The following is a 20,067-nucleotide window of genomic DNA, read 5'->3' as shown; positions in this document are numbered from 1 at the left end:
AACCGACCGCGCCGGCCCGCCGCCGGCGCAGGCCGCGCGGCAATGATTGAAGTACAGCTGACGAAACAAACCAACCATGACCGATAAATTGAAACCGCTGCGCGAACAGATCGATGCGATCGACGCGCAAATCCTCGAACTGCTGAACCGCCGCGCGCAGATCGCCCAGCAGGTGGGCCACGTGAAGGCCGAGACCCAGGCGCCTGTCTTCCGTCCCGAGCGCGAAGCGCAAGTGCTGCGCGGCGTGGCCGAGCGCAATCCCGGCCCCATGGGCGACCGCGAAGTGCAGACCATCTTCCGCGAAATCATGTCGTCCTGCCGCTCGCTGGAAAAGCGCGTCACCGTGGCGTATCTTGGCCCGGCCGGCACCTTCAGCGAGCAGGCCGTGTACCAGCAGTTCGGCAGCGCCGTCGAAGGCTTGCCATGCGCGTCCATCGATGAGGTATTCCGCTCCGCCGAGGCGGGGACGGCCGATTTCGGCGTGGTGCCGATCGAGAATTCCTCGGAAGGCGCCGTCAACCGCACGCTGGACATGATGCTGCAGACCAGCCTCATCATCAGCGGCGAAGTGGCGATTGCCGTGCACCACAGCCTGATGACGAAGAGCGGCAACATGGATGGCATCACTTCCATCTGCGCCCATTCGCAGGCGCTGGCCCAGTGCCAGGTGTGGCTGAACCAGAATTACCCGCACATCGCGCGCCATGCCGTGGCCTCGAACGCGGAAGCGGCGCGCATGGCCGGCGACGATCCGACGGTGGCGGCGATCGCCAGCGAACTGGCGGGCGCGCAGTACAAGCTGGGCGTGGTCAAGGGCCATATCCAGGACGACCCGCACAACCGCACGCGCTTTGCCGTCGTGGGGACGCTGCAGACGGCGCCGTCGGGCAAGGACCAGACCTCGCTGGTGCTGGCCGTGCCGAACAAGGCCGGCGCCGTATACCAGCTGCTGGCGCCCCTGGCGAAGCACGGCGTGTCGATGACGCGCTTCGAGTCGCGTCCGGCGCGCATGGGCAGCTGGGAGTATTATTTCTATGTCGACGTGGAAGGTCACGTGCACGACGCGGCCGTGGCCCAGGCGCTGGCGGAGTTGCAGGGCAATGCGGCTTTCTTCAAGGTGCTGGGGTCGTATCCGGTCAGTCTGTGACGCCAACGGTGGTGTCGGATTACGGCCTGCGGCCTAATCCGACCTACAATAAGCTGTAGGTTGGGTTAGCGCAGCGTAACCCGGCAACAGCCACCAGCCTAATCATTCACCAACTTTTAAAGAACACCATGTCTAAAAATATCGGTCCAGAATACGTCCGCGCCATCGCCCCTTACCAGAGCGGCAAACCGATCGCCGAAGTCGCGCGCGAATTCGGCCTCGACGAGGCATCCATCGTCAAGCTGGCGTCGAATGAAAACCCGTACGGCATGCCGGAATCGGCCAAGCAGGCGATGATCGCCGCCATCGATGACCTGGGCCGCTACCCGGACGCCAACGGCTTCGACCTGAAAGCCGTGCTGTCGCAGCGCTATGACGTGCCGGCCGACTGGATCACGCTGGGCAACGGCAGCAACGACATCCTGGAAATCGCCGCGCACGCGTTTGTCGAACACGGCCAGTCCGTCGTGTATTCGCAGTACTCGTTCGCCGTGTATGCGCTGGCCACGCAAGGCCTGGGCGCGCGCCACATCGTCGTGCCGGCGCAAGCCTATGGCCATGACCTGGACGCCATGGCGGCGGCAATCGCCGACGACACGCGCCTGGTCTTCATCGCCAACCCGAACAACCCGACCGGCACCTTCCTGTCGGCCGCGCAGCTCGAAGCCTTCCTGCAGAAGGTGCCGCAGCATGTCGTCGTCGTGCTTGACGAGGCCTACAACGAATTTCTGTCGGCCGGCGACCAGTACGAGTCGACGGCGTGGGTGCGCCAGTATCCGAACCTGGTGGTCTCGCGCACCCTGTCGAAGGCCTATGGCCTGGCCGGCCTGCGCGTCGGTTTCGCCATCGCCCAGCCGGCGCTGACGGACCTGATGAACCGCATCCGCCAGCCATTCAACGTCAATTCGATGGCGCAGGCGGCAGCCATCGCCGCCCTGAACGACAAGGAATTCCTCGACAAGAGCGCGCGCAACAACGCGGCCGGCTACCGGCAGTTCACGGAAGCGTTCACGCAACTGGGCCTGGAATACGTGCCGTCGCACGGCAATTTCGTGCTGGTGAAGGTGGGCGAGGACGACGGCGCCGGCGCGCGCGTCAACCTGGCGCTGCTCAAGCAGGGCGTGATCGTGCGCCCCGTGGGCAGCTATGGCTTGCCGCAATGGCTGCGCATTTCCATCGGCCTGCCGCAGGAAAACGCCATCTTCATCGCCGCGCTGACGAAAGCGCTGGCCTGACGCCATGACGACGCCTGCACTGAAAAAGGTCGTCATCTTCGGCGTGGGCCTGATAGGCGGCTCGTTCGCGCGCGCGTTAAAGCATGCGGGGGCGGTGGCCACGGTGGTCGGCATGGGCCGTTCGCCGGCCTCGATGGCGCGCGCCCTGGCGCTGGGCATCATCGACGAGATCGGCGGCGACATGGCGGAGGCCATCGCCGGCGCCGACCTGGTGCTGCTGGCCGCGCCCGTGGCGCAGACGGGGGCGATCCTGGCCTCCATCGCGCCGCATCTGCAGCCGGGCACCATCGTCACCGACGCGGGCAGCACGAAAAGCGACGTGGTGGCGGCGGCGCGCGCGGCGCTGGGGGGCAAGGTGGCGCAATTCGTGCCCGGCCATCCGATCGCGGGGCGCGAGACGAATGGCCCCGACGCCGCCATCATTGACTTGTATCAAGGCAAGAAAGTGGTGCTCACGCCGCTGGCGGAAAATGCCGCGGCCGACGTGGAGCGCGTGGCGGCCGCATGGCGTGCCTGCGGCGCCATCCTGCACGTCTTGACGCCCGCAGAGCACGACAAGGTGTTTGCCGCCGTCAGCCATCTGCCGCATTTGCTGGCCTTTGCGCTGGTCGACGACATCGCCAGGAAGCCGCACGCGGGCCTGCTGTTCCAGTACGCGGCCAGCGGCTTTCGCGACTTTACGCGCATCGCCGGCTCATCGCCGGAAATGTGGCGCGACATCAGCCTGGCCAACCAGCCGGCGCTGCTGCATGAACTGGACGCCTACCTGGCGCAGTTGACGGCGCTGCGCGCGCACCTGGCCGCCGGCGACGGCGCCGCCATCGAAGGCGTGTATGCGAACGCCCAGCACGCCCGGCAGCAATGGATCGAGGCGATCGAAACGGCAGAAATACCGGCCGCGCCCGCACAATAAATATTCAAGGATTCCAGCATGACGCAAACCAAGCAATACCCCCACCATATCGACCTGAAGCCGGTCATGCACGCCGCAGGCACGGTGCGCCTGCCCGGCTCGAAAAGCATTTCCAATCGCGTGCTGCTGCTGGCCGCGCTGGCCAAGGGCACGACGAAGATCGTCGACCTGCTCGCCTCCGACGACACCTTCGTCATGCTGACGGCCCTGACGTCGCTGGGCGTGAAATGGACGCAGGACGAGTTGCTGGGCGACCCGGCCACGGCACACCAGATCCACCACGTGGAAGGCTGCGGCGGCGTGTTCCCGCACCACGCGGCGGACCTGTTCATGGGCAATGCCGGCACGGCGATCCGCCCGCTGACGGCGGCGCTGGCCGTCATCGGCGGCGATTACACCCTGCACGGCGTGTCGCGCATGCACGAGCGCCCGATCGGCGACCTGGTCGATGCGCTGAACGCCGTCGGCACGCAGATCGAATACACGGGCGAGCAGGGTTTCCCGCCGCTGCGCATCCGCCGCGGCCATATCCACGCGCAGCGCATCGCCGTGCGCGGCAACGTGTCGAGCCAGTTCTTGACGGCCCTGCTGATGGTGGCGCCGCTGATGGCGCGCGACCACGCGGTGACCATCGACGTGACGGGCGAGCTGATTTCGAAGCCGTACATTGAAATTACCCTGAACCTGATGCGCCGTTTCGGCGTGACGGTCGAGCATGACGGCTGGCAGTCGTTCACCGTGCAGCCGGGCCAGCAGTACCAAAGCCCGGGCACCATCCACGTCGAGGGCGATGCCTCGTCGGCGTCGTACTTCCTGGCGGCCGGCGCCATCGGCGGCGGTCCCGTGCGCGTGGAGGGCGTGGGGCGCGACAGCATCCAGGGCGACGTGCGTTTCGTCGAAGCCTTGCAGCAGATGGGCGCGACCATCACCATGGGCGAGAACTGGATCGAGGCCCGTTCGAACGGCGTATTGAAAGCCGTCGACATGGATTTCAACCACATTCCCGACGCCGCCATGACGATCGCCGTGGCCGCCCTGTACGCGGACGGCACGAGTACCCTGCGCAATATCGCCAGCTGGAGGGTGAAGGAAACGGACCGCCTGGCCGCCATGGCGACGGAATTGCGCAAGCTCGGCGCGGACGTGGAAGAGGGGGCCGACTACCTGCGCGTGACGCCGCCGGCCGAGATCCAGCCAGCCACCATCGACACGTATGACGACCACCGCATGGCCATGTGCTTTTCGCTCGCTTCGCTGGACGGCGCCGCGCGCCGCGGCAATGAAATGCGCATCAACGACCCGAAATGCGTGGCCAAGACCTTCCCCGAGTATTTCGCCGCATTCGCGGGGATTGCCAGGGATACTTTGATTTAACCAGGTAACCTCAAGTGAAACCTGGGGCCGGACCCTGAGGGGCCGACCCCGGCGCCGCTTTGAGGTTCAGTCTTTTTAATGTGACAAAACTATGCCGAACTCCAACATCCCAGTCATCGCCATCGACGGCCCCACCGCCTCAGGCAAGGGCACGGTGGCGCACCGCGTGGCCGACAAGCTCGGCTTTCATTACCTCGATTCCGGCGCGCTGTACCGCCTGACGGCCCTGTCGGCACTGCGCCGGGGTACGGACTTGCGCGACGAACACGCGCTGGCCAAGCTGGCCGAACACCTGCCATGCCATTTCGCCGGCGGCGAAATCCTGCTCGCGCATGAAAACGTCACCGAGCAGATCCGTGCCGAAGAAGTGGGCAATACGGCGTCTAAAATTGCCGTATTGCCAACTGTGCGCCACGCCCTCGTGGGTTTGCAGCTGGGCTTTCGCAAGACGCCAGGCCTGGTGGCCGACGGGCGCGACATGGGGACGGTGATCTTTCCGCATGCCGCGCTGAAGGTATTCCTCACGGCCAGCGTCGAGGCGCGCGCGCAACGGCGCTACAAGCAATTGATAGACAAGGGTTTTTCTGCTAATATGGAAGACCTTCTGATGGATTTGCAGGCGCGGGACGAACGTGATACTCACCGTGCGATTGCGCCGCTGGTCCCCGCGGAAGGGGCGCATGTCCTCGATACCTCGGGAATGACGGCCGATGAGGCTGTTGAAACCGTGTTGAAATGGTATGCGTCGGCAGCAAGATAAGCAGCAAAATAGCGTGCTTTATGTCATCTGTAATGCCTGCTATGTGGTGCCCGTGACGGCTCCTGGCCTGTCCGGGTGTGTCAAAAACCTAACCCAGTTTAAGTCGCATCGTGCGATCTCTGCTGGATAACCTGTGTGAACCCTATGTCTACTGTTACAACTAACGAATCTACCGGTATGGAAAGTTTTGCTGCGCTCTTCGAGGAATCGTTGTCGCGTCAAGATATGCGCTCCGGCGAAGTTATTTCCGCTGAAGTCGTGCGCCTCGACCACAATTTCGTGATCGTGAACGCTGGCCTCAAATCCGAAGCATTCATCCCTGTCGAAGAATTCAAGAACGACCACGGCGAACTGGAAGTCAAAGTTGGCGACTTCGTTTCCGTGGCGATCGAATCGCTGGAAAATGGTTTCGGCGATACCATCCTGTCGCGCGATAAAGCCAAGCGTCTGGCTTCGTGGCTGGCTCTGGAAAAAGCGATGGAATCGGGCGAAATCGTCGTCGGTACCGTCAATGGTAAAGTCAAAGGCGGTCTGACCGTGTTGACCAACGGCATCCGCGCATTCCTGCCGGGCTCGCTGGTTGATACCCGTCCTGTCAAAGACACCACCCCATTCGAAGGCAAAACCCTCGAATTCAAAGTGATCAAGCTGGATCGCAAGCGTAACAACGTGGTTCTGTCCCGCCGCGCCGTCATCGAAGCTTCGATGGGCGAAGAGCGTCAGAAACTGATGGAAACGCTGAAAGAAGGCACGGTCGTGACCGGCGTCGTCAAAAATATCACCGACTACGGCGCGTTCGTGGATCTGGGCGGTATCGATGGCCTGCTGCACATCACCGACCTGGCATGGCGCCGTGTACGTCACCCGTCGGAAGTATTGACGGTTGGCCAGGAAATCACCGCCAAAGTCCTGAAATACGATCAAGAGAAAAACCGTGTTTCGCTGGGCGTGAAACAACTGGGCGACGATCCTTGGACCGGTCTGTCCCGTCGTTACCCACAAAGCACCCGTCTGTTCGGTAAAGTAACGAACCTGACCGACTACGGCGCGTTCGTTGAAGTGGAACAGGGTATCGAAGGTCTGGTACACGTTTCCGAAATGGACTGGACGAACAAAAACGTTGCTCCTAACAAAGTTGTCCAACTGGGCGACGAAGTAGAAGTGATGGTTCTGGAAATCGACGAAGAGCGTCGTCGTATCTCGCTGGGTATGAAACAGTGCAAAGCCAACCCATGGGACGACTTCGGTGTGACCCATAAGAAAGGTGACAAAGTCCGCGGCGCGATCAAATCGATCACCGACTTCGGCGTGTTCATCGGCCTGGCCGGCAACATCGACGGTCTGGTGCACCTGTCCGACCTGTCCTGGACCGAAACCGGCGAAGAAGCCGTGCGTCGCTTCAAGAAAGGTGACGAACTGGAAGCCATCGTTCTGGCCATCGACGTTGAGCGCGAGCGCGTTTCCCTGGGCGTCAAGCAACTGGAAGGTGACCCATTCAACAACTTCGCAGCCATGAACGACAAAGGCTCGCTGGTAACCGGTACCGTTAAATCGGTTGAGCCTAAAGGCGCCGTGATCCAACTGTCCGAAGAAGTTGAAGGCTACCTGCGCGCTTCCGAAATCTCGCGCGACCGCGTTGAAGATGCTGGTACGCACCTGAAAGTCGGCGATACCGTCGAAGCAATGGTGTTGAACATCGACCGCAAAGCCCGTGGTATCCAACTGTCGATCAAAGCGAAAGACAACGTTGAAACCCAGGAAGCCATGCAGAAGATGGCAGCTACCGACAACAACGCAGCTTCGGGCACCACCAGCCTGGGCGCCTTGTTGAAAGCTAAGTTCGATAACAAGAACTAAGACTGCGGATACGGCAGATGACAAAGTCCGAGCTGATCAACCGCCTCGCTGAGCGTTATTCTCAGCTGGTGGCGAAAGATGCGGAGTATGCCGTCAAGACCATTCTCGATGCGATGACCAACGCCCTGGCGACCGGTCAACGCATCGAGATCCGCGGTTTTGGCAGTTTTGCCCTGAACAGCAGGCCCCCGCGCATCGGTCGCAACCCGAAATCCGGCGACAAGGTGATGGTTCCCGAAAAACGGGTGCCCCACTTCAAGCCGGGCAAACAGTTGCGCGAGCGGGTGGACGCGATGGTCGGACAACCGATCATCGAGGATTAATCGTCTGCTGGAAGGCGACACAAAGAGCGGCGTCCTTGGATGCCGCTTTTTTTTGTTAATATGCTGAGAATACCTGACATAAGCTACTGCGCGTCGCGCTTTGCGGCCTGCGATGCTCACCGTACTTCAGTACGGTTGCGCTTCTTGGCCACAAATCACTGACGCTCGCTACGCTTCTGCCAGGCATTCCAAGGTTGTGCCATACGGGCATTTTTTGTACTTTCTGGGCGTATCGATGAAAATCATCTCCACCATCGTTGGCTGTGTTCTTTTCGTCCTGTTCTTCAGTTTTGCGCTGAAGAATGCGCAGGTTGTCGACCTGCATGTTTTCCTCAATTATGAAATTCGCGGCCCCCTGGTGTTGATGCTGCTGGGCTTTTTTGTCGCCGGCGCCAGCCTCGGCGTACTGGCCCTGACGCCCACCGTGTTCCGTCACCGCCGCGAAGCGACCAAGCAAAAAACCACCATCGCCGCGCTGCAGACCGTCGGCGTGGCCACCAATGTCCAGCCGCAACCGGACAGCGTGAGCGCGCAGCAGTAAGCGCCATCGCTCCTTTCTCTCTTACTCGAATAAAAACAATCGCATGGAATTTGAACTCTGGTGGCTCTTGGGTATCCCGGTGTTTTTCGCGCTGGGCTGGATCGCCGCGCGCGTTGACATCCATCAACTGGTGTCGGAATCGCGCAGCTTGCCGCGCAATTACTTCAAGGGCTTGAATTTCCTGCTCAACGAGCAGCACGACAAGGCCATCGATGCCTTCATCGAAGTGGTCAAGCTGGACCCGGAATCGGCCGATATGCACTTTGCACTGGGCAACCTGTTCCGCCGCCGTGGCGAGACGGAACGGGCCATCCGCGTGCACCAGAACTTGCTGGCGCGTCCCGACCTGCCGCTGGAGCAGCAGGGCCATGCCGCCTACGAGCTGGGCATGGATTACCTGAAGGCGGGCTTGCTGGACCGTGCCGAGGAAACCTTCAACAGCCTGGTCGACACGCAATATGCGGCCCAGGCGCGGCGTGCGCTGCTGGAAATCTACCAGCGCGAAAAGGAGTGGCCGCGTGCCATCGAAGCGGCCGTGGGCTTGCAGGAAGCGGGCGCCGGTGCACGGCAGAAGGAAATCGCGCAATTCTATTGCGAACTGGCGCATGACGCGCTCGTGCACCTGAAGCCGGACGAAGCCATGCCGCTGCTGGAAAAAGCCCTGCAGACGGACCGCAAGAGCGTGCGCGCCACCATCCTGACGGGCGACGTGCTGCTGGCGCGCGGCGACGTGGAAGGCGCGCTGACCACCTGGCGCCGTGTCGAGCAGCAAAGCGTGCCGCACGTGGCCCTGGTGGCGCAGCGCCTGATGGACGGTTATACCAAGCTCGGCCGTGCACAGGAAGGCGTCAACCTGCTGCGTTCCTACCTGGAAGAAGCATCGTCGATCGACCTCATCGAAGTCGTCTTCAAGGCCGTCATCGAACTCGACGGCGTGGAAGCGGCGAAACAGCTGGTCAGCGCCGAATTGCGCCGCACGCCCACCCTGCTGGGCCTGGACAAGCTGCTCGAAGCGCGCATGATGGATGCCCCGGCCGCCATCTGGTCGGAGCTGTCGATGGTGAAAAACCTCGTGCACGGCTACACGCAAAAGCTGGCCCGCTACCAGTGCAGCCATTGCGGCTTCAAGGCGCGCCAGTTCTACTGGCACTGCCCGGGCTGCAACAAGTGGGAAACCTACCCGCCGCGCCGTACCGAAGAATTGAACGTCATGAATTAACCCTACACGCCACCTTGCTCCAGTGCAACGTGGCGTGTACTTGTTTGCAGCATCTATATTTAGAAATACGGTACAACCATGAAAATCACCATTATCGGCACGGGCTATGTCGGCCTCGTGACCGGCGCTTGCCTGGCAGAGCTGGGCAACGACGTTTTTTGTCTCGACCTGGACGCGCAAAAAGTGGCCCTGCTCAACAGCGGCGGCATCCCCATCCATGAGCCGGGCCTGGAAGAGGTCGTGGCGCGCAACCGCGCCGCCGGGCGCATGACCTTTTCCACCGACGTCGAGGCCGCTGCCGCGCATGGCGTGATGCAATTCATCGCCGTCGGCACCCCGCCCGACGAGGACGGCTCGGCCGACCTGCAATACGTGCTGGCCGCCGCGCGCGGCATCGGCAAGTACATGACGGATTACAAGGTCATCGTCGACAAGTCGACCGTGCCCGTCGGCACGGCCGAAAAAGTGCGCGCCGCCATCCAGGGCGAGCTCGACGCGCGCGGCGTGGCCGCCACTTTTTCCGTGGCGTCGAATCCGGAATTCCTCAAGGAAGGCGCGGCCGTCGAAGACTTCATGCGCCCGGACCGTATCGTCATCGGCGTCGACGCCACGCCGGACGGCGAGCGCGCGCGCGAATTGCTGAAGAGCCTGTACGCGCCATTCAACCGCAACCACGAGCGCACTTACTGGATGGACGTGCGTTCGGCCGAATTCACGAAATATGCGGCGAATGCCATGCTGGCCACGCGCATTTCCTTCATGAATGAACTGGCCAACCTGGCCGACAAGGTCGGCGTCGACATCGAGGCCGTGCGCCACGGCATCGGCTCCGATCCGCGCATCGGCCACAGCTTCCTGTATGCAGGCTGCGGCTATGGCGGTTCGTGCTTCCCGAAAGACGTGCAGGCGCTCGAGCGCACGGCGCGCGGCCACGGCCAGGAATTGCTGATCCTGCGCGCCGTCGAAGCGGTGAACGACAAGCAGAAGATGGTGCTGGGCGGGAAAGTGGTCAAGCGCTTCGGCGAAGACCTGTCCGGCCGGCATTTTGCCGTGTGGGGCCTGGCTTTCAAGCCGAACACGGACGACATGCGCGAAGCGTCGGCCCGCGTGCTGCTGCGCGACTTGCTGCAGCGCGGCGCCACGGTGGCCGTGTATGACCCTGTCGCCATGGCCGAGGCCAAGCGCGTATTGCAGCTGGACCTGACGCCGGCGCAGCTGCAAAACGTGCGCTTTGCCGCCAGCCCGATCGACGCGCTGACGGATGCCGACGCGCTGGCCATCGTGACCGAGTGGAAAGCCTTCCGCAGCCCCGATTTCGAGCAGATCAAGGCGCGTTTGAAGGAAGCCGTGATCTTTGACGGCCGCAACCTGTTCGAACCGGCCGTCATGGCCGAGGCGGGCATCGAATACCACGGGATCGGTCGCTCGATCCTGACGCGCGCATGAGCGCCCGCGACTTGACGGTGCCAGCCGCGCTGGCCCAGGTGCGCCTGCTGGTGGTGGGCGACGTGATGCTGGACCGTTACTGGTTCGGCGACGTCAGCCGTATTTCGCCGGAAGCGCCCGTGCCCATCGTGCGCATCGAGAAGCGCGAGGAACGCCTGGGCGGTGCGGCCAACGTGGCGCGCAATGCGGCCGCGCTGGGGGCGAAGACGAGCTTGCTCGGCGTGGTGGGCGACGACGAGGCGGGCAGCCAGGTCGAGCATTTGCTCACGGGCAGCGGCATCCATAGCTACCTGAAGCGCGACGCGGCCATCTCCACCATCATCAAGCTGCGCGTGATCGGGCGCCAGCAGCAAATGCTGCGCATCGACTTCGAGGATGCGCCCAGCGATACGGTGCTGCGCGACAAGCTGGCGCAATTCAACGCGCTGTTGCCCAACTATGACGTGGTGATCCTGTCCGACTATGCGAAAGGCAGTCTGGTGAACGTGGCGGAGATGATCAAGGCGGCGAGAAAGGCTGGCAAGATCGTCATGGTCGACCCGAAAGGCGATGATTTCAGCCGCTATACGGGGGCGTCAGTGCTTACTCCGAACAAGTCGGAATTGCGCCGCGTGATCGGCAGCTGGAGTACGGAAGAGCAACTCACCGAGCGGGCGCAGCAGATGCGCGCGCAGCTGGGCCTGGACGCCTTGCTGCTGACGCGCTCGGAAGAGGGCATGAGCCTGTACACGGCCGACGAGGTGCTGCACATGCCTACCGATGCGCGCGAAGTGTTCGACGTCTCGGGCGCCGGCGACACGGTGATCGCCACCATGGCGGCCATGCTGGGCGCCGGCATGAGCCTGGGCGACGCCGTGCGCACGGCCAACCGCGCCGGCGGCATCGTCGTCGGCAAGCTGGGCACGGCCACCGTCACCCGCGACGAGCTGTTCCCGGAATAATCCGCTTTATCCCGCATCTTGCCTGCGCCAGAGCGTTTGATCTGGCGCAGGCTGTCCCCTTCCGTTGTGCCCCCATCTTGTCAACCGTATCACGTCCCAGCCGTTAAAGTCGTTAAGGCGCTGTTCCTCCCTTGCGTTCGAGTCATCTTGAAACCACATCACGGAGAGATACCTATGTTTAAAAAAATACTGCTGGCCATCGCCACCCTGATTGCGACCATGGGCTTCGCGTTTGCCCAGGTTGACGTCAACAAGGCGGACCAGGCGGCACTCGACAGCGTCAAGGGCATCGGCCCCGTCACCTCGAAAGCCATCGTCGACGAGCGGGCCAAGGGCGGCGCCTTCAAGGATTGGGCCGATTTTGAAGCCCGTGTGAAGGGCATCGGTCCGAAAAGCTCCGTGAAACTGTCGGAAGCGGGCTTGCAGGTGAATGGCCAGGCCAAGTCCGGCGCGCCGGCGGCCCCGGTCGCCAAGCCGGCCGCGGCAAAAAAGGAAACTGCTGTGAAGGAAGTTGCAGCGAAAGAAGCCGCGCCGAAGCCAGCTGCTGCGACCGACACCGCTGCGGCACCAGCCAAGTCGGCCGCTGAAACGAAGAAGGAAGCCGCCGCTGCCCGCAAGGAAGCCAAGGCCGCCGCTGCCGCCGCGAAAAAAGAAGCCGCCGCCGCCAAGGTAGTGCCCGCAGCAGCGACCGCTCCGGTTGCCGCAGCCGCTGATGCCGCTCCCGTGAAGACGGCCGCGGAAACGAAGAAGGAAGCGGCTGCCGCGAAGAAAGCGGCAACGGCCGCCAAGAAAGAGGCCAAGGCTGCGGAAGCGGCTGCGAAGAAGGAAGCCAAGCTGGCTGCTGCCGAAGCGAAGAAGGCGGAAGCCGAGAAAAAGTAAGCGTGTTGCTGTAAAGCGTGTTGTGTGGTGGTGCCGCGCAGCACGACAAGGAAACCCCGCGTGGTACCGGCCGCGCGGGGTTTTTTTATTCCCGCTCGTTCTGGCGCATGAAAGGCGCCTTCAGCTGCCCTGTCAGCGTCCTGGGCATGACCGCCTCGATGCCGCAGGCGCTGGGCCATTCGCGCGGCAAGTGGTGGGTGCCGAACAGGCGGTCCAGCACGGGCAGGGTCGAGGCGTAGTTGCGGTTGATGTGCTCGAGCTTGCTGTGGTGCCAATGGTGGAAGGCGGGCGTGGCCACCAGCCATTCGAGCGGGCCAAAGCGCCAGCGCAGGTTGGCGTGGATGAAGAAGCCCCAGACGGTGCCGAGCAACAGCAGCAGCACGGGCGCCGCGCTGCCCGTCGCGCCGGGGCCGGCCAGGCCCAGCAGATACAGGGGCGTCAGGCCGAACAGGCGCGTGACGACCATGTCGACGGGGTGGGTGCGCGTGTTGGCGAGGAAATACAACTGCTCCGTACTGTGGTGCACGGCGTGGTAGCGCCACAGCCACGGTATTTCATGGCTGAGTCTATGCCCCCAGTAAGTGCCGACTTCGCCGATCAGCAAGCCCAGCAGCAGTTTGGCCCACAGGGGCAGGGCGGCCAGGGTGGCGGGAATGGCGTCCGGCAGCAGGCGCTGGCCAGCGACGGCGACCAGGGCCAGTGGCGCGGCCAGCAGTATGGCCGGCAGCAGGCTGCTGAGGAAATAAAAGCCCAGGTCGCTGAACAGTTCCGTGCGGGATCGCCCCGCATGCCGTTCGCCAAAGTAGCGTTCGAGCGGCACGAAGATCACGCTCAGCAGTACCAGCCACAGGCCCAGGCGCAGCACATCGACGGCGATGCCGGGAAGTTGCATTTGCACGGTGTGGAGCAGGCTCATGGTAGCGATGTGATTGGGCGGTGAAAACCCCGGCCCAGGAAATGCCGGTTCGTATCATCTGGCGCGCCAGGGCGTAACAAAACCCTAGCGAGCGGATGCGCGGCGCGGCCGGGCAGCGCAGCTATACAAAGTACAGCGAGCATCGCAGGGCACGCGCCGCGCAGCAGGTTTGGTCAGCCTTTGCGGCGCCGCGCCATGAAGCCGAGCAAGGCCAGGCCGCCGATCAGCATGCCCCAGGTCGACGGTTCCGGCACGGCCGAGACCAGCGATACGCCATCGAGCAGCATGAATGGCGGCGCGCCGGATGGGCTGCCCTTGGCCATGAACGACAGCAATTCGCTGCTGTTGGTGGCCGTGAAGGTCATGCTGGCCTGGTGCCAGCCCGTGAAACCCTGGCTGACGTTGGCCAGCGAGGTGGTTTGCTGTTTGCTGTTGCCCAGCGACACATCCCAGTAATTGACCAGGTTATCACCACGGAAGCCCACCTGCTGGCCCGCGCCGTAGGAAAAACTCAGGGTGTAGGCCTGGCCTGGGATCAGGCCGCTGACTTGCTGCGTGACGGGGCCGGGGAAGTAATCCCAGTCGGCCGCCAGCACATTGCCGCCCGTGGGGCTGACGCCCAGGCCGTTTTGCGGGCCACGGCCGCTGTACGAGTTCGGCCCCCACAAGGCCAGCGCCGTTGGTGCGTTGGTATCGTCGATGTTGTTGCCATTCAAGACGAAGTTGTAGCCCTTGCTGGACCAGTCGGTCAGGTAGGTGCGGTCGTTGCGGTCGTAGTTGCCTTCGTTCAGCTGTTTCGACGTGCCGTTGCTGGTCAGTTCGAAATCGCCATTCTTGACGAGGTTTGTGGATGCCTGGGCCGTCGTGGCGGACAGCGCGGCAGCGGCGGACAGCGCCAGTACTGGGAATAAGTTACGCATGATCATAGCTCCAAAAGTGACAGGTCAGTGTTGCAGTCTGTCGGCGAGCTTTTGGCCAACGGCGGGTTTCGTCGCGGAAGGGGCGAGAAATGTATTTCTGTGACAACTATTATGTCTGGGTGGCTAAATTATAGCAGCGTTTGGCAAAACAGCATCTAACATGTCTCGAAAACAACAAATATTTTTAATTGGTAATTTAATCAAGATTCAACTCCATGCATGCATGCCGGCAGGCGGCCGCTACAGTTGCGATTCGATCGGCAGCCAGCGCATGACGGCGACCAGCGCGCGGCGCCAGAAACCGGACTCCGGATCGTGCGTCCACACCCTGGGTGGCTCTTCTGTGGCGTCGGACCAGCGCAGCGCGCCATCGTCGAGGAACAAGCGGTAGCTGGTGTCGCTCGAGACCGAACGCAGGAACAGCGCGCGCATGTCGCTTGCCAGCGCCGGGTCGGCAAACAGCACGCCCATTTCCGTGTTCAGCTGTGCTGAACGGGGATCGAGGTTGAAGGAGCCGACAAAACCGCGCTCGCCATCGACCACCACGGCCTTGGTGTGCAGGCTGGCGCGGCTCGAGCCCATCAGGCTGATGCGCTTGCGGTGCAGGGTCTTCAATTCATACAGGTCGACACCGCCCGCGAGCAGCAGCTGGCGGTAGCGCGCATAGCCCGCGTGGACCAGCGCGACGTCGGTGGCGGCCAGCGAGTTGGTCAGGACGCCGACCTTGACGCCGGCGCCGACCTTGCCGCCCAGCGTGGCGCTGAGTGCCGTGCCGGGCACGAAGTACGGCGAGGTCAGCAGCACTTCCTCGCGCGCCTGCGTCAACAGGGGCAGCAAGCTATGCATGAGCCAGTGCTCGCTCCGCTGCAGGCTGGCCACGGGCGCGGCTTTTTCCGGCGGATCCGACACCACATGCACGTGCTCGCTCCAGTGCAAACGCAGGCGTCCGTCCAGATGGGCTTGCAGCTGGCCCGCATCGGTCAGTTGCTGCAAGTATGGCGAGGCGCCCACTTCGCCCGTCAGGGCGTCGAGGCGGGCGCGCACGGCCTGCAGTTCCGGTGCGCCGGCGTTCTTGCCGGCATGCAGGGCGCCGATGGGAATGACGGCGCGGCTGTTCCAGAAGCGGTCGAAGATGTCGCTCGTCTGCTGCACGGCGGGCCCCACCAGCAGCAGGTCGGCATCCTGGAAATTGACTTGTTCGGCGGCATCGAAGTATTCGTCGCCGATATTGCGCCCGCCGACGATGGCTACCCTGCCGTCGACGATCCAGGCCTTGTTGTGCATGCGCCGGTTCAGGCTGACGGCGCGCAAGGCCATTTCCACGGCGCGGCGCCAGATGCCGTCGCGGTTGCGGCCCGGATTGAAGATGCGCACGTCGATCAGCGGATGGCTGTCCAGCGCCAGGATGGCCGCGTCCTGGCCGCGTGCGTTGATGTCGTCGAGCAGCACGCGCACGCGCACGCCACGGTCGGCCGCGCGCAGCAGTTCGCGCACCAGCAGCCGTCCCGTGACGTCGTTATGCCAGATGTAGTATTGCAGGTCGATGCTGCGGCCCGCTTCGCGCGCGCTCAGGGCGCGCAGGGCGAACGCTTCCAGGTTGTCGTCGATCAGGGCCGTGCCGCTTTGCTGCGGGCGCTGCGCCAGTTGCGGCGCCAGCACGCGGTCAAGCAGGGTGGCGTCCGCCGCTACGGGCAAGGCTTGCCCTGGCGGCCCCAGCGAACGCTCGGCGAAGCGGCCGTAGCTGTACAGGGCGGCAATGCTGAGCAGAATGAACAGCGTGGCGAACAGCAGCAGTTTGACCAGCATGCGGCGCACCGTCAGCGGACCGCGCGCAGGCGCTGGCGGGCGGGAATGAAGGCGAACTGACGCATGCGTGCTCTTTCATCTGGAGGGGAACGCCCGATTGTAGCAGTTTCTATAACGCATGATTTTCAGACTGCGCCGGCCGGCAGCCGCGCCAGGAAGCCGTGAATCTGGGAAACGACGGCCGCTCCTTCTCCCACGGCGGCGGCCACGCGCTTGGTCGAGCCGGCGCGCACGTCGCCGATGGCAAAGACGCCCGGCACGCTCGTTTCCAGCGCCGCCCGCTCCGGCAAGTCGGGCGGCGGGTTGAATAACTGCGCGGCGTGGCCGTGGGCGCGGCATTCGGCGCGCGTGACGTCGAAGCCCGTGCGGATGAAGCCCTGTTCGTCGACGGCGACGGCGCAGTCGTGCAGCCAGTCCGTATTCGGATCGGCGCCGACGAAGAGAAACACGCGGCGCACGGCGCAATCGCACTCTTCGCCGCTGGCATTGTTGCGCCAGCGCGCGCCCGTCAAGCCATCCTCGTCGCCTTCGAGGGCGATGATTTCCGTGTGCGTGTGCAAGGTGATGTTGGGCGTGGCGGCGATGCGCTCGATCAGGTAGCTCGACATGCTGGCCGCCAGTCCCTCGCCGCGGATCACCATGTGGACTCTGGCCGCGTGGCCGGAGAGGAACACGGCCGCCTGGCCGGCCGAGTTGCCGCCGCCGACCAGAATGATCTCTTCCTGCCGGCACAGCTTGGCCTCGATGGGCGAGGCCCAGTAATACACGCCCCGTCCCTCGTAGGTTTTCAGGTTCGCCAGCGACGGGCGGCGGTAGCGCGCGCCGCACGACAGCACCACCGTGCGGGCGCGCACCTGGGTGCCGTCGCACAGGGTCACGCGCAGCGGCCAGCTGTCGCACAGCAGGTTGGCGGCGCTGGCCGGCGTGGCGATCTCGACGCCGAACTTTTGCGCCTGCACGTAGGCGCGCCCGGCCAGCGCGCGGCCGGAGATTCCCGTTGGGAAGCCCAGGTAATTTTCGATGCGCGCGCTGGCGCCCGCCTGGCCGCCATACGCGCGCTGTTCCAGGGCCAGCACGGACAAGCCTTCCGAGGCCGCATACACGGCCGTCGCCAGGCCGGCCGGGCCGGCGCCCACCACGAGCACGTCGAAAATCTTGTCGCCGGATAAATCGGGCAGCATGCCCAGGCAGCGCCCCAGTTCCGCATTGCCCGGATTCTTCATGACCTTGCCGTCGGGACACACCACCAGCGGCCACTCCTGCGGCGCGGGCTGGTAGCGCTCGGCCAGCGCGGCGGCGGCCGCATCGCTGGCCGGGTCGAGCACCGTGTGCGGATGGCCATTGCTCGACAAGAAGCTTTGCAGCTGGAACAGATTGCCATTGCCGCGCGGTCCCACCAGCACGGGGCCGCCCGAATTGACTTCGATCAGCGCCACGCGGCGCAGGATCAGGGCGCGCACGATGCGCTCGCCCATTTCCGCTTCCGCCACGATCAGCGCGCGCAAGGATTCCGAGCTGATCACGAGCACCTCCACGTCGCCCACGGCATGGCCGTTGACGAGGGCGGGGCGGCCCGACAGCTGCGCCACTTCGGCGATGAAGTGGCCGGGGCCGATTTCGCGCATCAGCGAGGTGCGGCCCAGTCCTTCATGGCGCGTGACGGCCACGTTGCCCGACAGGATGACCAGCATGCCGAAGCTGCTGCTGCCCGCCTCGAACAGGGTGGCGCCGCCGGCGTAGTGGCAGACCTTGCCATAGCGTTGCAATCGGCGCAGTTCCGCTTCGGTGAAGACGGGGGAAATCTGGTGCATGCGGCCCTGGATATCGAGGCTGCTGGCCTGGACGGGATCGTCCTGCGTGGTTTCGGGGATGAATTCGGGTGTGGTGCTGGCCATGACTAATCCATTGATTGAATAAGCAAATTACTAAAATAACTAACCGCCACGAGTCTAGCGCATGCGCGCCCGGGGCGCTGGGAAGCCGCATGGCCTCGCCCGTAACTGCTGCAAAGCAAGGCGCCATGCGGCCTGGCGCCAGGGCGGTCGCAACGCGGCCTGCCTGGCGGGGCAGCGGTTTTTAGCCGTACGCCGTCCAGCATCTCATATTAGAATGGGTCTTTGTTGAAATTACTCAAACAGACACGATGGCTTACAAGACACTGGAAGATACGATAGGCAATACCCCGCTGGTGCAGCTGACGCGCTTGCCGGGCGCCGATGCGATCGCGCGCAATAACGTCATCTTGGGCAAGCTGGAAGGCAACAACCCGGCCGGCTCCGTGAAGGACCGCGCCGCCATGTCCATGCTCAAGCGCGCTGAAGAACGCGGCGTCATCAAGCCGGGCGATACCCTGATCGAGGCCACCAGCGGCAATACCGGCATTGCGCTGGCCATGGCTGCCGCCTTGCGCGGTTACAAGATGCTGTTGCTGATGCCGGATAACCTCAGCGTGGAGCGCCGCCAGAGCATGGCCGCCTACGGCGCCGACATTTTATTGACGCCGAAGACGGGCGGCATGGAATATGCGCGCGACCTGGCCGAGCAGATGCAGAAGGATGGCCGCGGCGTGATCCTCGACCAGTTCGCCAATGAAGACAATTCGCGCGCCCACTATGAAACGACGGGGCCGGAAATCTGGCGCGACACGGACGGGCGCGTCACGCACTTCGTCAGCGCCATGGGCACGACGGGCACCATCATGGGCGTGTCGCGCTACCTGAAGGAACAGAATCCCGCCATCCAGATCATCGGCGCGCAGCCCGAGGAAGGCTCGCAGATTCCCGGCATCCGCAAATGGCCGGAAGCATATTTGCCGAAAATCTACGACAAGAGCCGCGTCGACCAGGTCGAATACGTGAGCCAGGGCGTGGCAGAGCGCATGGCGCGCAGCCTGGCGGCGGAAGAGGGCTTGTTCTGCGGCATCTCCGCGGCTGGCGCATGCGAAATCGCGCTGCGCATTTCGCAGACGGTGGAAAATGCGACGATCGTGTTTGTCGTCTGCGACCGCGGCGACCGCTATCTGTCGACCGGCGTCTTTCCTGCCTGATAGCGGAGGCCGGCTGCTGCGCGGCGCGCTTTGCGGCCTGCGATGCTCACCGTGCTGGAGCACGGTTGCGCTTCTTGGCCGCAGATCACTGCCCCTTGCGACGGCGTAGGCGGGCGTCGATGCAGCTTGGAAAATACGGTGGTAGGTGGAAATATACTGTGGCCAGGACGGCCGGAGAACTGCTGAAAACTACCCCCTCCCCATGGCGGGGAGGGAAAACCTGCATAACTGGCAGGATCAGCCTTGTGGCGTTTCGCCTTCTTTTGGCTTGAATTGCTTGTCGCTGATGCGGAATTTGTTGCGGCGGTCACCCATCAGGTAACGCAGGTCACGGATGCTCAGGTCGCTGACTTCATGCATGCGTATCAGCAGCGATGCGCCGACCGGCAGGCGGTGGTGGCGGATTTTGCTGATGACTGGTGGCGCGACTTCCAGTGCGCGCGACAGGGCTGCGTCGTTTTTCAGGCGCAGGTTTTCGATCAGGGTATCGAGCAATCTGTTTGGGTTGTACTGAAGCAGATCGTCGGAGTCCGAATCGCTGTTCATATCAATGCCGACTTGGTTTGTCATGATGTTGTTGTTCCTTCTGTAGTTGCACTGCAAAGTAAAAAACACTCGGAGCTCGCTCTTGCTGCGTTCATGTTCATTCTTTACTAAAAGGAACAAATTCACACACGGTACGATCCGGGAGACAGTTTTTCATAATATATACACAATTGTACAGCAGGATTCAATTTCAGGCTG

At 63.3% G+C, this 20,067-nt stretch carries 18 protein-coding genes; 13 read left to right on the top strand and 5 right to left on the bottom strand.

The annotated features are described in order from the left end of the window. Positions 1 to 76: 76 nt before the first annotated feature. The 12 genes from pheA (at position 77) to YQ44_RS20210 (ending at position 12,635) form a co-directional block, all read left to right on the top strand. Positions 77 to 1,147, top strand: coding sequence for a prephenate dehydratase (gene pheA, locus YQ44_RS20265; protein WP_071324917.1), 1,071 nt, complete (start codon positions 77 to 79; stop codon positions 1,145 to 1,147). Between the two features lie 128 nt (positions 1,148 to 1,275). Further along, positions 1,276 to 2,382: a histidinol-phosphate transaminase gene (gene hisC / locus YQ44_RS20260; protein ID WP_071324916.1), complete on the top strand. Its 1,107-nt coding sequence runs from the start codon at positions 1,276 to 1,278 to the stop codon at positions 2,380 to 2,382. Positions 2,383 to 2,386: 4 nt separating this feature from the next. After that, positions 2,387 to 3,295 carry a prephenate dehydrogenase gene (locus tag YQ44_RS20255; protein WP_071324915.1) on the top strand — a complete coding sequence of 303 codons (909 nt, stop codon included), beginning with the start codon at positions 2,387 to 2,389 and terminating at the stop codon, positions 3,293 to 3,295. An 18-nt stretch (positions 3,296 to 3,313) separates the two neighbouring features. Further along, entirely contained in the window at positions 3,314 to 4,669 is a 1,356-nt protein-coding gene (gene aroA / locus YQ44_RS20250) for a 3-phosphoshikimate 1-carboxyvinyltransferase (RefSeq protein WP_071324914.1), read from the top strand. A gap of 91 nt (positions 4,670 to 4,760) precedes the next feature. Beyond that, entirely contained in the window at positions 4,761 to 5,429 is a 669-nt protein-coding gene (gene cmk / locus YQ44_RS20245) for a (d)CMP kinase (protein WP_071324913.1), read from the top strand. Positions 5,430 to 5,606: 177 nt separating this feature from the next. Further along, a complete protein-coding gene (rpsA, locus tag YQ44_RS20240; RefSeq protein WP_034751798.1) occupies positions 5,607 to 7,286 on the top strand; it encodes a 30S ribosomal protein S1 in 1,680 nt (559 codons plus the stop codon). A gap of 17 nt (positions 7,287 to 7,303) precedes the next feature. Next, the gene (locus YQ44_RS20235; protein WP_008446215.1) at positions 7,304 to 7,609 is read left to right on the top strand and encodes an integration host factor subunit beta; all 306 of its coding nucleotides are present in this window, start codon (positions 7,304 to 7,306) and stop codon (positions 7,607 to 7,609) included. A gap of 235 nt (positions 7,610 to 7,844) precedes the next feature. Continuing rightward, on the top strand, positions 7,845 to 8,150 hold the full coding sequence (locus YQ44_RS20230) for a LapA family protein (protein ID WP_071326647.1): 306 nt from the start codon (positions 7,845 to 7,847) through the stop codon (positions 8,148 to 8,150). A 43-nt stretch (positions 8,151 to 8,193) separates the two neighbouring features. After that, positions 8,194 to 9,369: a lipopolysaccharide assembly protein LapB gene (gene lapB, locus YQ44_RS20225; protein WP_071324912.1), complete on the top strand. Its 1,176-nt coding sequence runs from the start codon at positions 8,194 to 8,196 to the stop codon at positions 9,367 to 9,369. 78 nt (positions 9,370 to 9,447) lie between these two features. Next, positions 9,448 to 10,815: a UDP-glucose dehydrogenase family protein gene (locus YQ44_RS20220; RefSeq protein WP_071324911.1), complete on the top strand. Its 1,368-nt coding sequence runs from the start codon at positions 9,448 to 9,450 to the stop codon at positions 10,813 to 10,815. Further along, the gene (rfaE1, locus tag YQ44_RS20215) at positions 10,812 to 11,756 is read left to right on the top strand and encodes a D-glycero-beta-D-manno-heptose-7-phosphate kinase (protein ID WP_071324910.1); all 945 of its coding nucleotides are present in this window, start codon (positions 10,812 to 10,814) and stop codon (positions 11,754 to 11,756) included. The genes YQ44_RS20220 and rfaE1 overlap by 4 nt, the downstream gene beginning before the upstream one ends. A gap of 174 nt (positions 11,757 to 11,930) precedes the next feature. After that, entirely contained in the window at positions 11,931 to 12,635 is a 705-nt protein-coding gene (locus YQ44_RS20210; RefSeq protein WP_071324909.1) for a ComEA family DNA-binding protein, read from the top strand. 85 nt (positions 12,636 to 12,720) lie between these two features. Here YQ44_RS20210 and YQ44_RS20205 read toward each other — a convergent pair whose 3' ends face one another. The 4 genes from YQ44_RS20205 to YQ44_RS20190 all read right to left on the bottom strand — a co-directional run bounded on the left by YQ44_RS20205 (position 12,721) and on the right by YQ44_RS20190 (position 18,172). Beyond that, on the bottom strand, positions 12,721 to 13,551 hold the full coding sequence (locus YQ44_RS20205) for a sterol desaturase family protein (protein WP_083411976.1): 831 nt from the start codon (positions 13,549 to 13,551) through the stop codon (positions 12,721 to 12,723). Positions 13,552 to 13,724: 173 nt separating this feature from the next. After that, entirely contained in the window at positions 13,725 to 14,471 is a 747-nt protein-coding gene (locus tag YQ44_RS20200) for a PEPxxWA-CTERM sorting domain-containing protein (protein WP_071326645.1), read from the bottom strand. A gap of 240 nt (positions 14,472 to 14,711) precedes the next feature. Beyond that, positions 14,712 to 16,277, bottom strand: a complete 1,566-nt coding sequence (locus tag YQ44_RS20195; RefSeq protein ID WP_071324908.1) for a phospholipase D family protein — start codon at positions 16,275 to 16,277, stop codon at positions 14,712 to 14,714. A 125-nt stretch (positions 16,278 to 16,402) separates the two neighbouring features. Beyond that, on the bottom strand, positions 16,403 to 18,172 hold the full coding sequence (locus tag YQ44_RS20190) for an FAD-dependent oxidoreductase (protein ID WP_071324907.1): 1,770 nt from the start codon (positions 18,170 to 18,172) through the stop codon (positions 16,403 to 16,405). A 248-nt stretch (positions 18,173 to 18,420) separates the two neighbouring features. Here YQ44_RS20190 and cysM point away from each other — a divergent pair, with 248 nt between their 5' ends. Continuing rightward, entirely contained in the window at positions 18,421 to 19,323 is a 903-nt protein-coding gene (gene cysM, locus YQ44_RS20185) for a cysteine synthase CysM (RefSeq protein ID WP_071324906.1), read from the top strand. A gap of 237 nt (positions 19,324 to 19,560) precedes the next feature. Here cysM and YQ44_RS20180 read toward each other — a convergent pair whose 3' ends face one another. Further along, on the bottom strand, positions 19,561 to 19,893 hold the full coding sequence (locus YQ44_RS20180) for a hypothetical protein (protein WP_034751784.1): 333 nt from the start codon (positions 19,891 to 19,893) through the stop codon (positions 19,561 to 19,563). Positions 19,894 to 20,067 lie beyond the last annotated feature (174 nt).

Source organism: Janthinobacterium sp. 1_2014MBL_MicDiv, from assembly GCF_001865675.1.
Classification (GTDB): Bacteria; Pseudomonadota; Gammaproteobacteria; order Burkholderiales; family Burkholderiaceae_D; genus Janthinobacterium.
The sequence above is the reverse complement of the archived record's forward strand: the minus strand, read 5'-3'. Positions and strand labels throughout refer to the sequence as shown.

Bases quoted from the DNA above. Each gene is read 5' to 3' on its own strand.
- pheA (WP_071324917.1), top strand. From the start codon at position 77: ATGACCGATAAATTGAAACCGCTGCGCGAACAGATCGATGCGATCGAC.
- hisC (WP_071324916.1), top strand. From the start codon at position 1,276: ATGTCTAAAAATATCGGTCCAGAATACGTCCGCGCCATCGCCCCTTAC.
- YQ44_RS20255 (WP_071324915.1), top strand. From the start codon at position 2,387: ATGACGACGCCTGCACTGAAAAAGGTCGTCATCTTCGGCGTGGGCCTG.
- aroA (WP_071324914.1), top strand. From the start codon at position 3,314: ATGACGCAAACCAAGCAATACCCCCACCATATCGACCTGAAGCCGGTC.
- cmk (WP_071324913.1), top strand. From the start codon at position 4,761: ATGCCGAACTCCAACATCCCAGTCATCGCCATCGACGGCCCCACCGCC.
- rpsA (WP_034751798.1), top strand. From the start codon at position 5,607: ATGGAAAGTTTTGCTGCGCTCTTCGAGGAATCGTTGTCGCGTCAAGAT.
- YQ44_RS20235 (WP_008446215.1), top strand. From the start codon at position 7,304: ATGACAAAGTCCGAGCTGATCAACCGCCTCGCTGAGCGTTATTCTCAG.
- YQ44_RS20230 (WP_071326647.1), top strand. From the start codon at position 7,845: ATGAAAATCATCTCCACCATCGTTGGCTGTGTTCTTTTCGTCCTGTTC.
- lapB (WP_071324912.1), top strand. From the start codon at position 8,194: ATGGAATTTGAACTCTGGTGGCTCTTGGGTATCCCGGTGTTTTTCGCG.
- YQ44_RS20220 (WP_071324911.1), top strand. From the start codon at position 9,448: ATGAAAATCACCATTATCGGCACGGGCTATGTCGGCCTCGTGACCGGC.
- rfaE1 (WP_071324910.1), top strand. From the start codon at position 10,812: ATGAGCGCCCGCGACTTGACGGTGCCAGCCGCGCTGGCCCAGGTGCGC.
- YQ44_RS20210 (WP_071324909.1), top strand. From the start codon at position 11,931: ATGTTTAAAAAAATACTGCTGGCCATCGCCACCCTGATTGCGACCATG.
- YQ44_RS20205 (WP_083411976.1), bottom strand. From the start codon at position 13,551: ATGAGCCTGCTCCACACCGTGCAAATGCAACTTCCCGGCATCGCCGTC.
- YQ44_RS20200 (WP_071326645.1), bottom strand. From the start codon at position 14,471: ATGCGTAACTTATTCCCAGTACTGGCGCTGTCCGCCGCTGCCGCGCTG.
- YQ44_RS20195 (WP_071324908.1), bottom strand. From the start codon at position 16,277: ATGCTGGTCAAACTGCTGCTGTTCGCCACGCTGTTCATTCTGCTCAGC.
- YQ44_RS20190 (WP_071324907.1), bottom strand. From the start codon at position 18,172: ATGGCCAGCACCACACCCGAATTCATCCCCGAAACCACGCAGGACGAT.
- cysM (WP_071324906.1), top strand. From the start codon at position 18,421: ATGGCTTACAAGACACTGGAAGATACGATAGGCAATACCCCGCTGGTG.
- YQ44_RS20180 (WP_034751784.1), bottom strand. From the start codon at position 19,893: ATGACAAACCAAGTCGGCATTGATATGAACAGCGATTCGGACTCCGAC.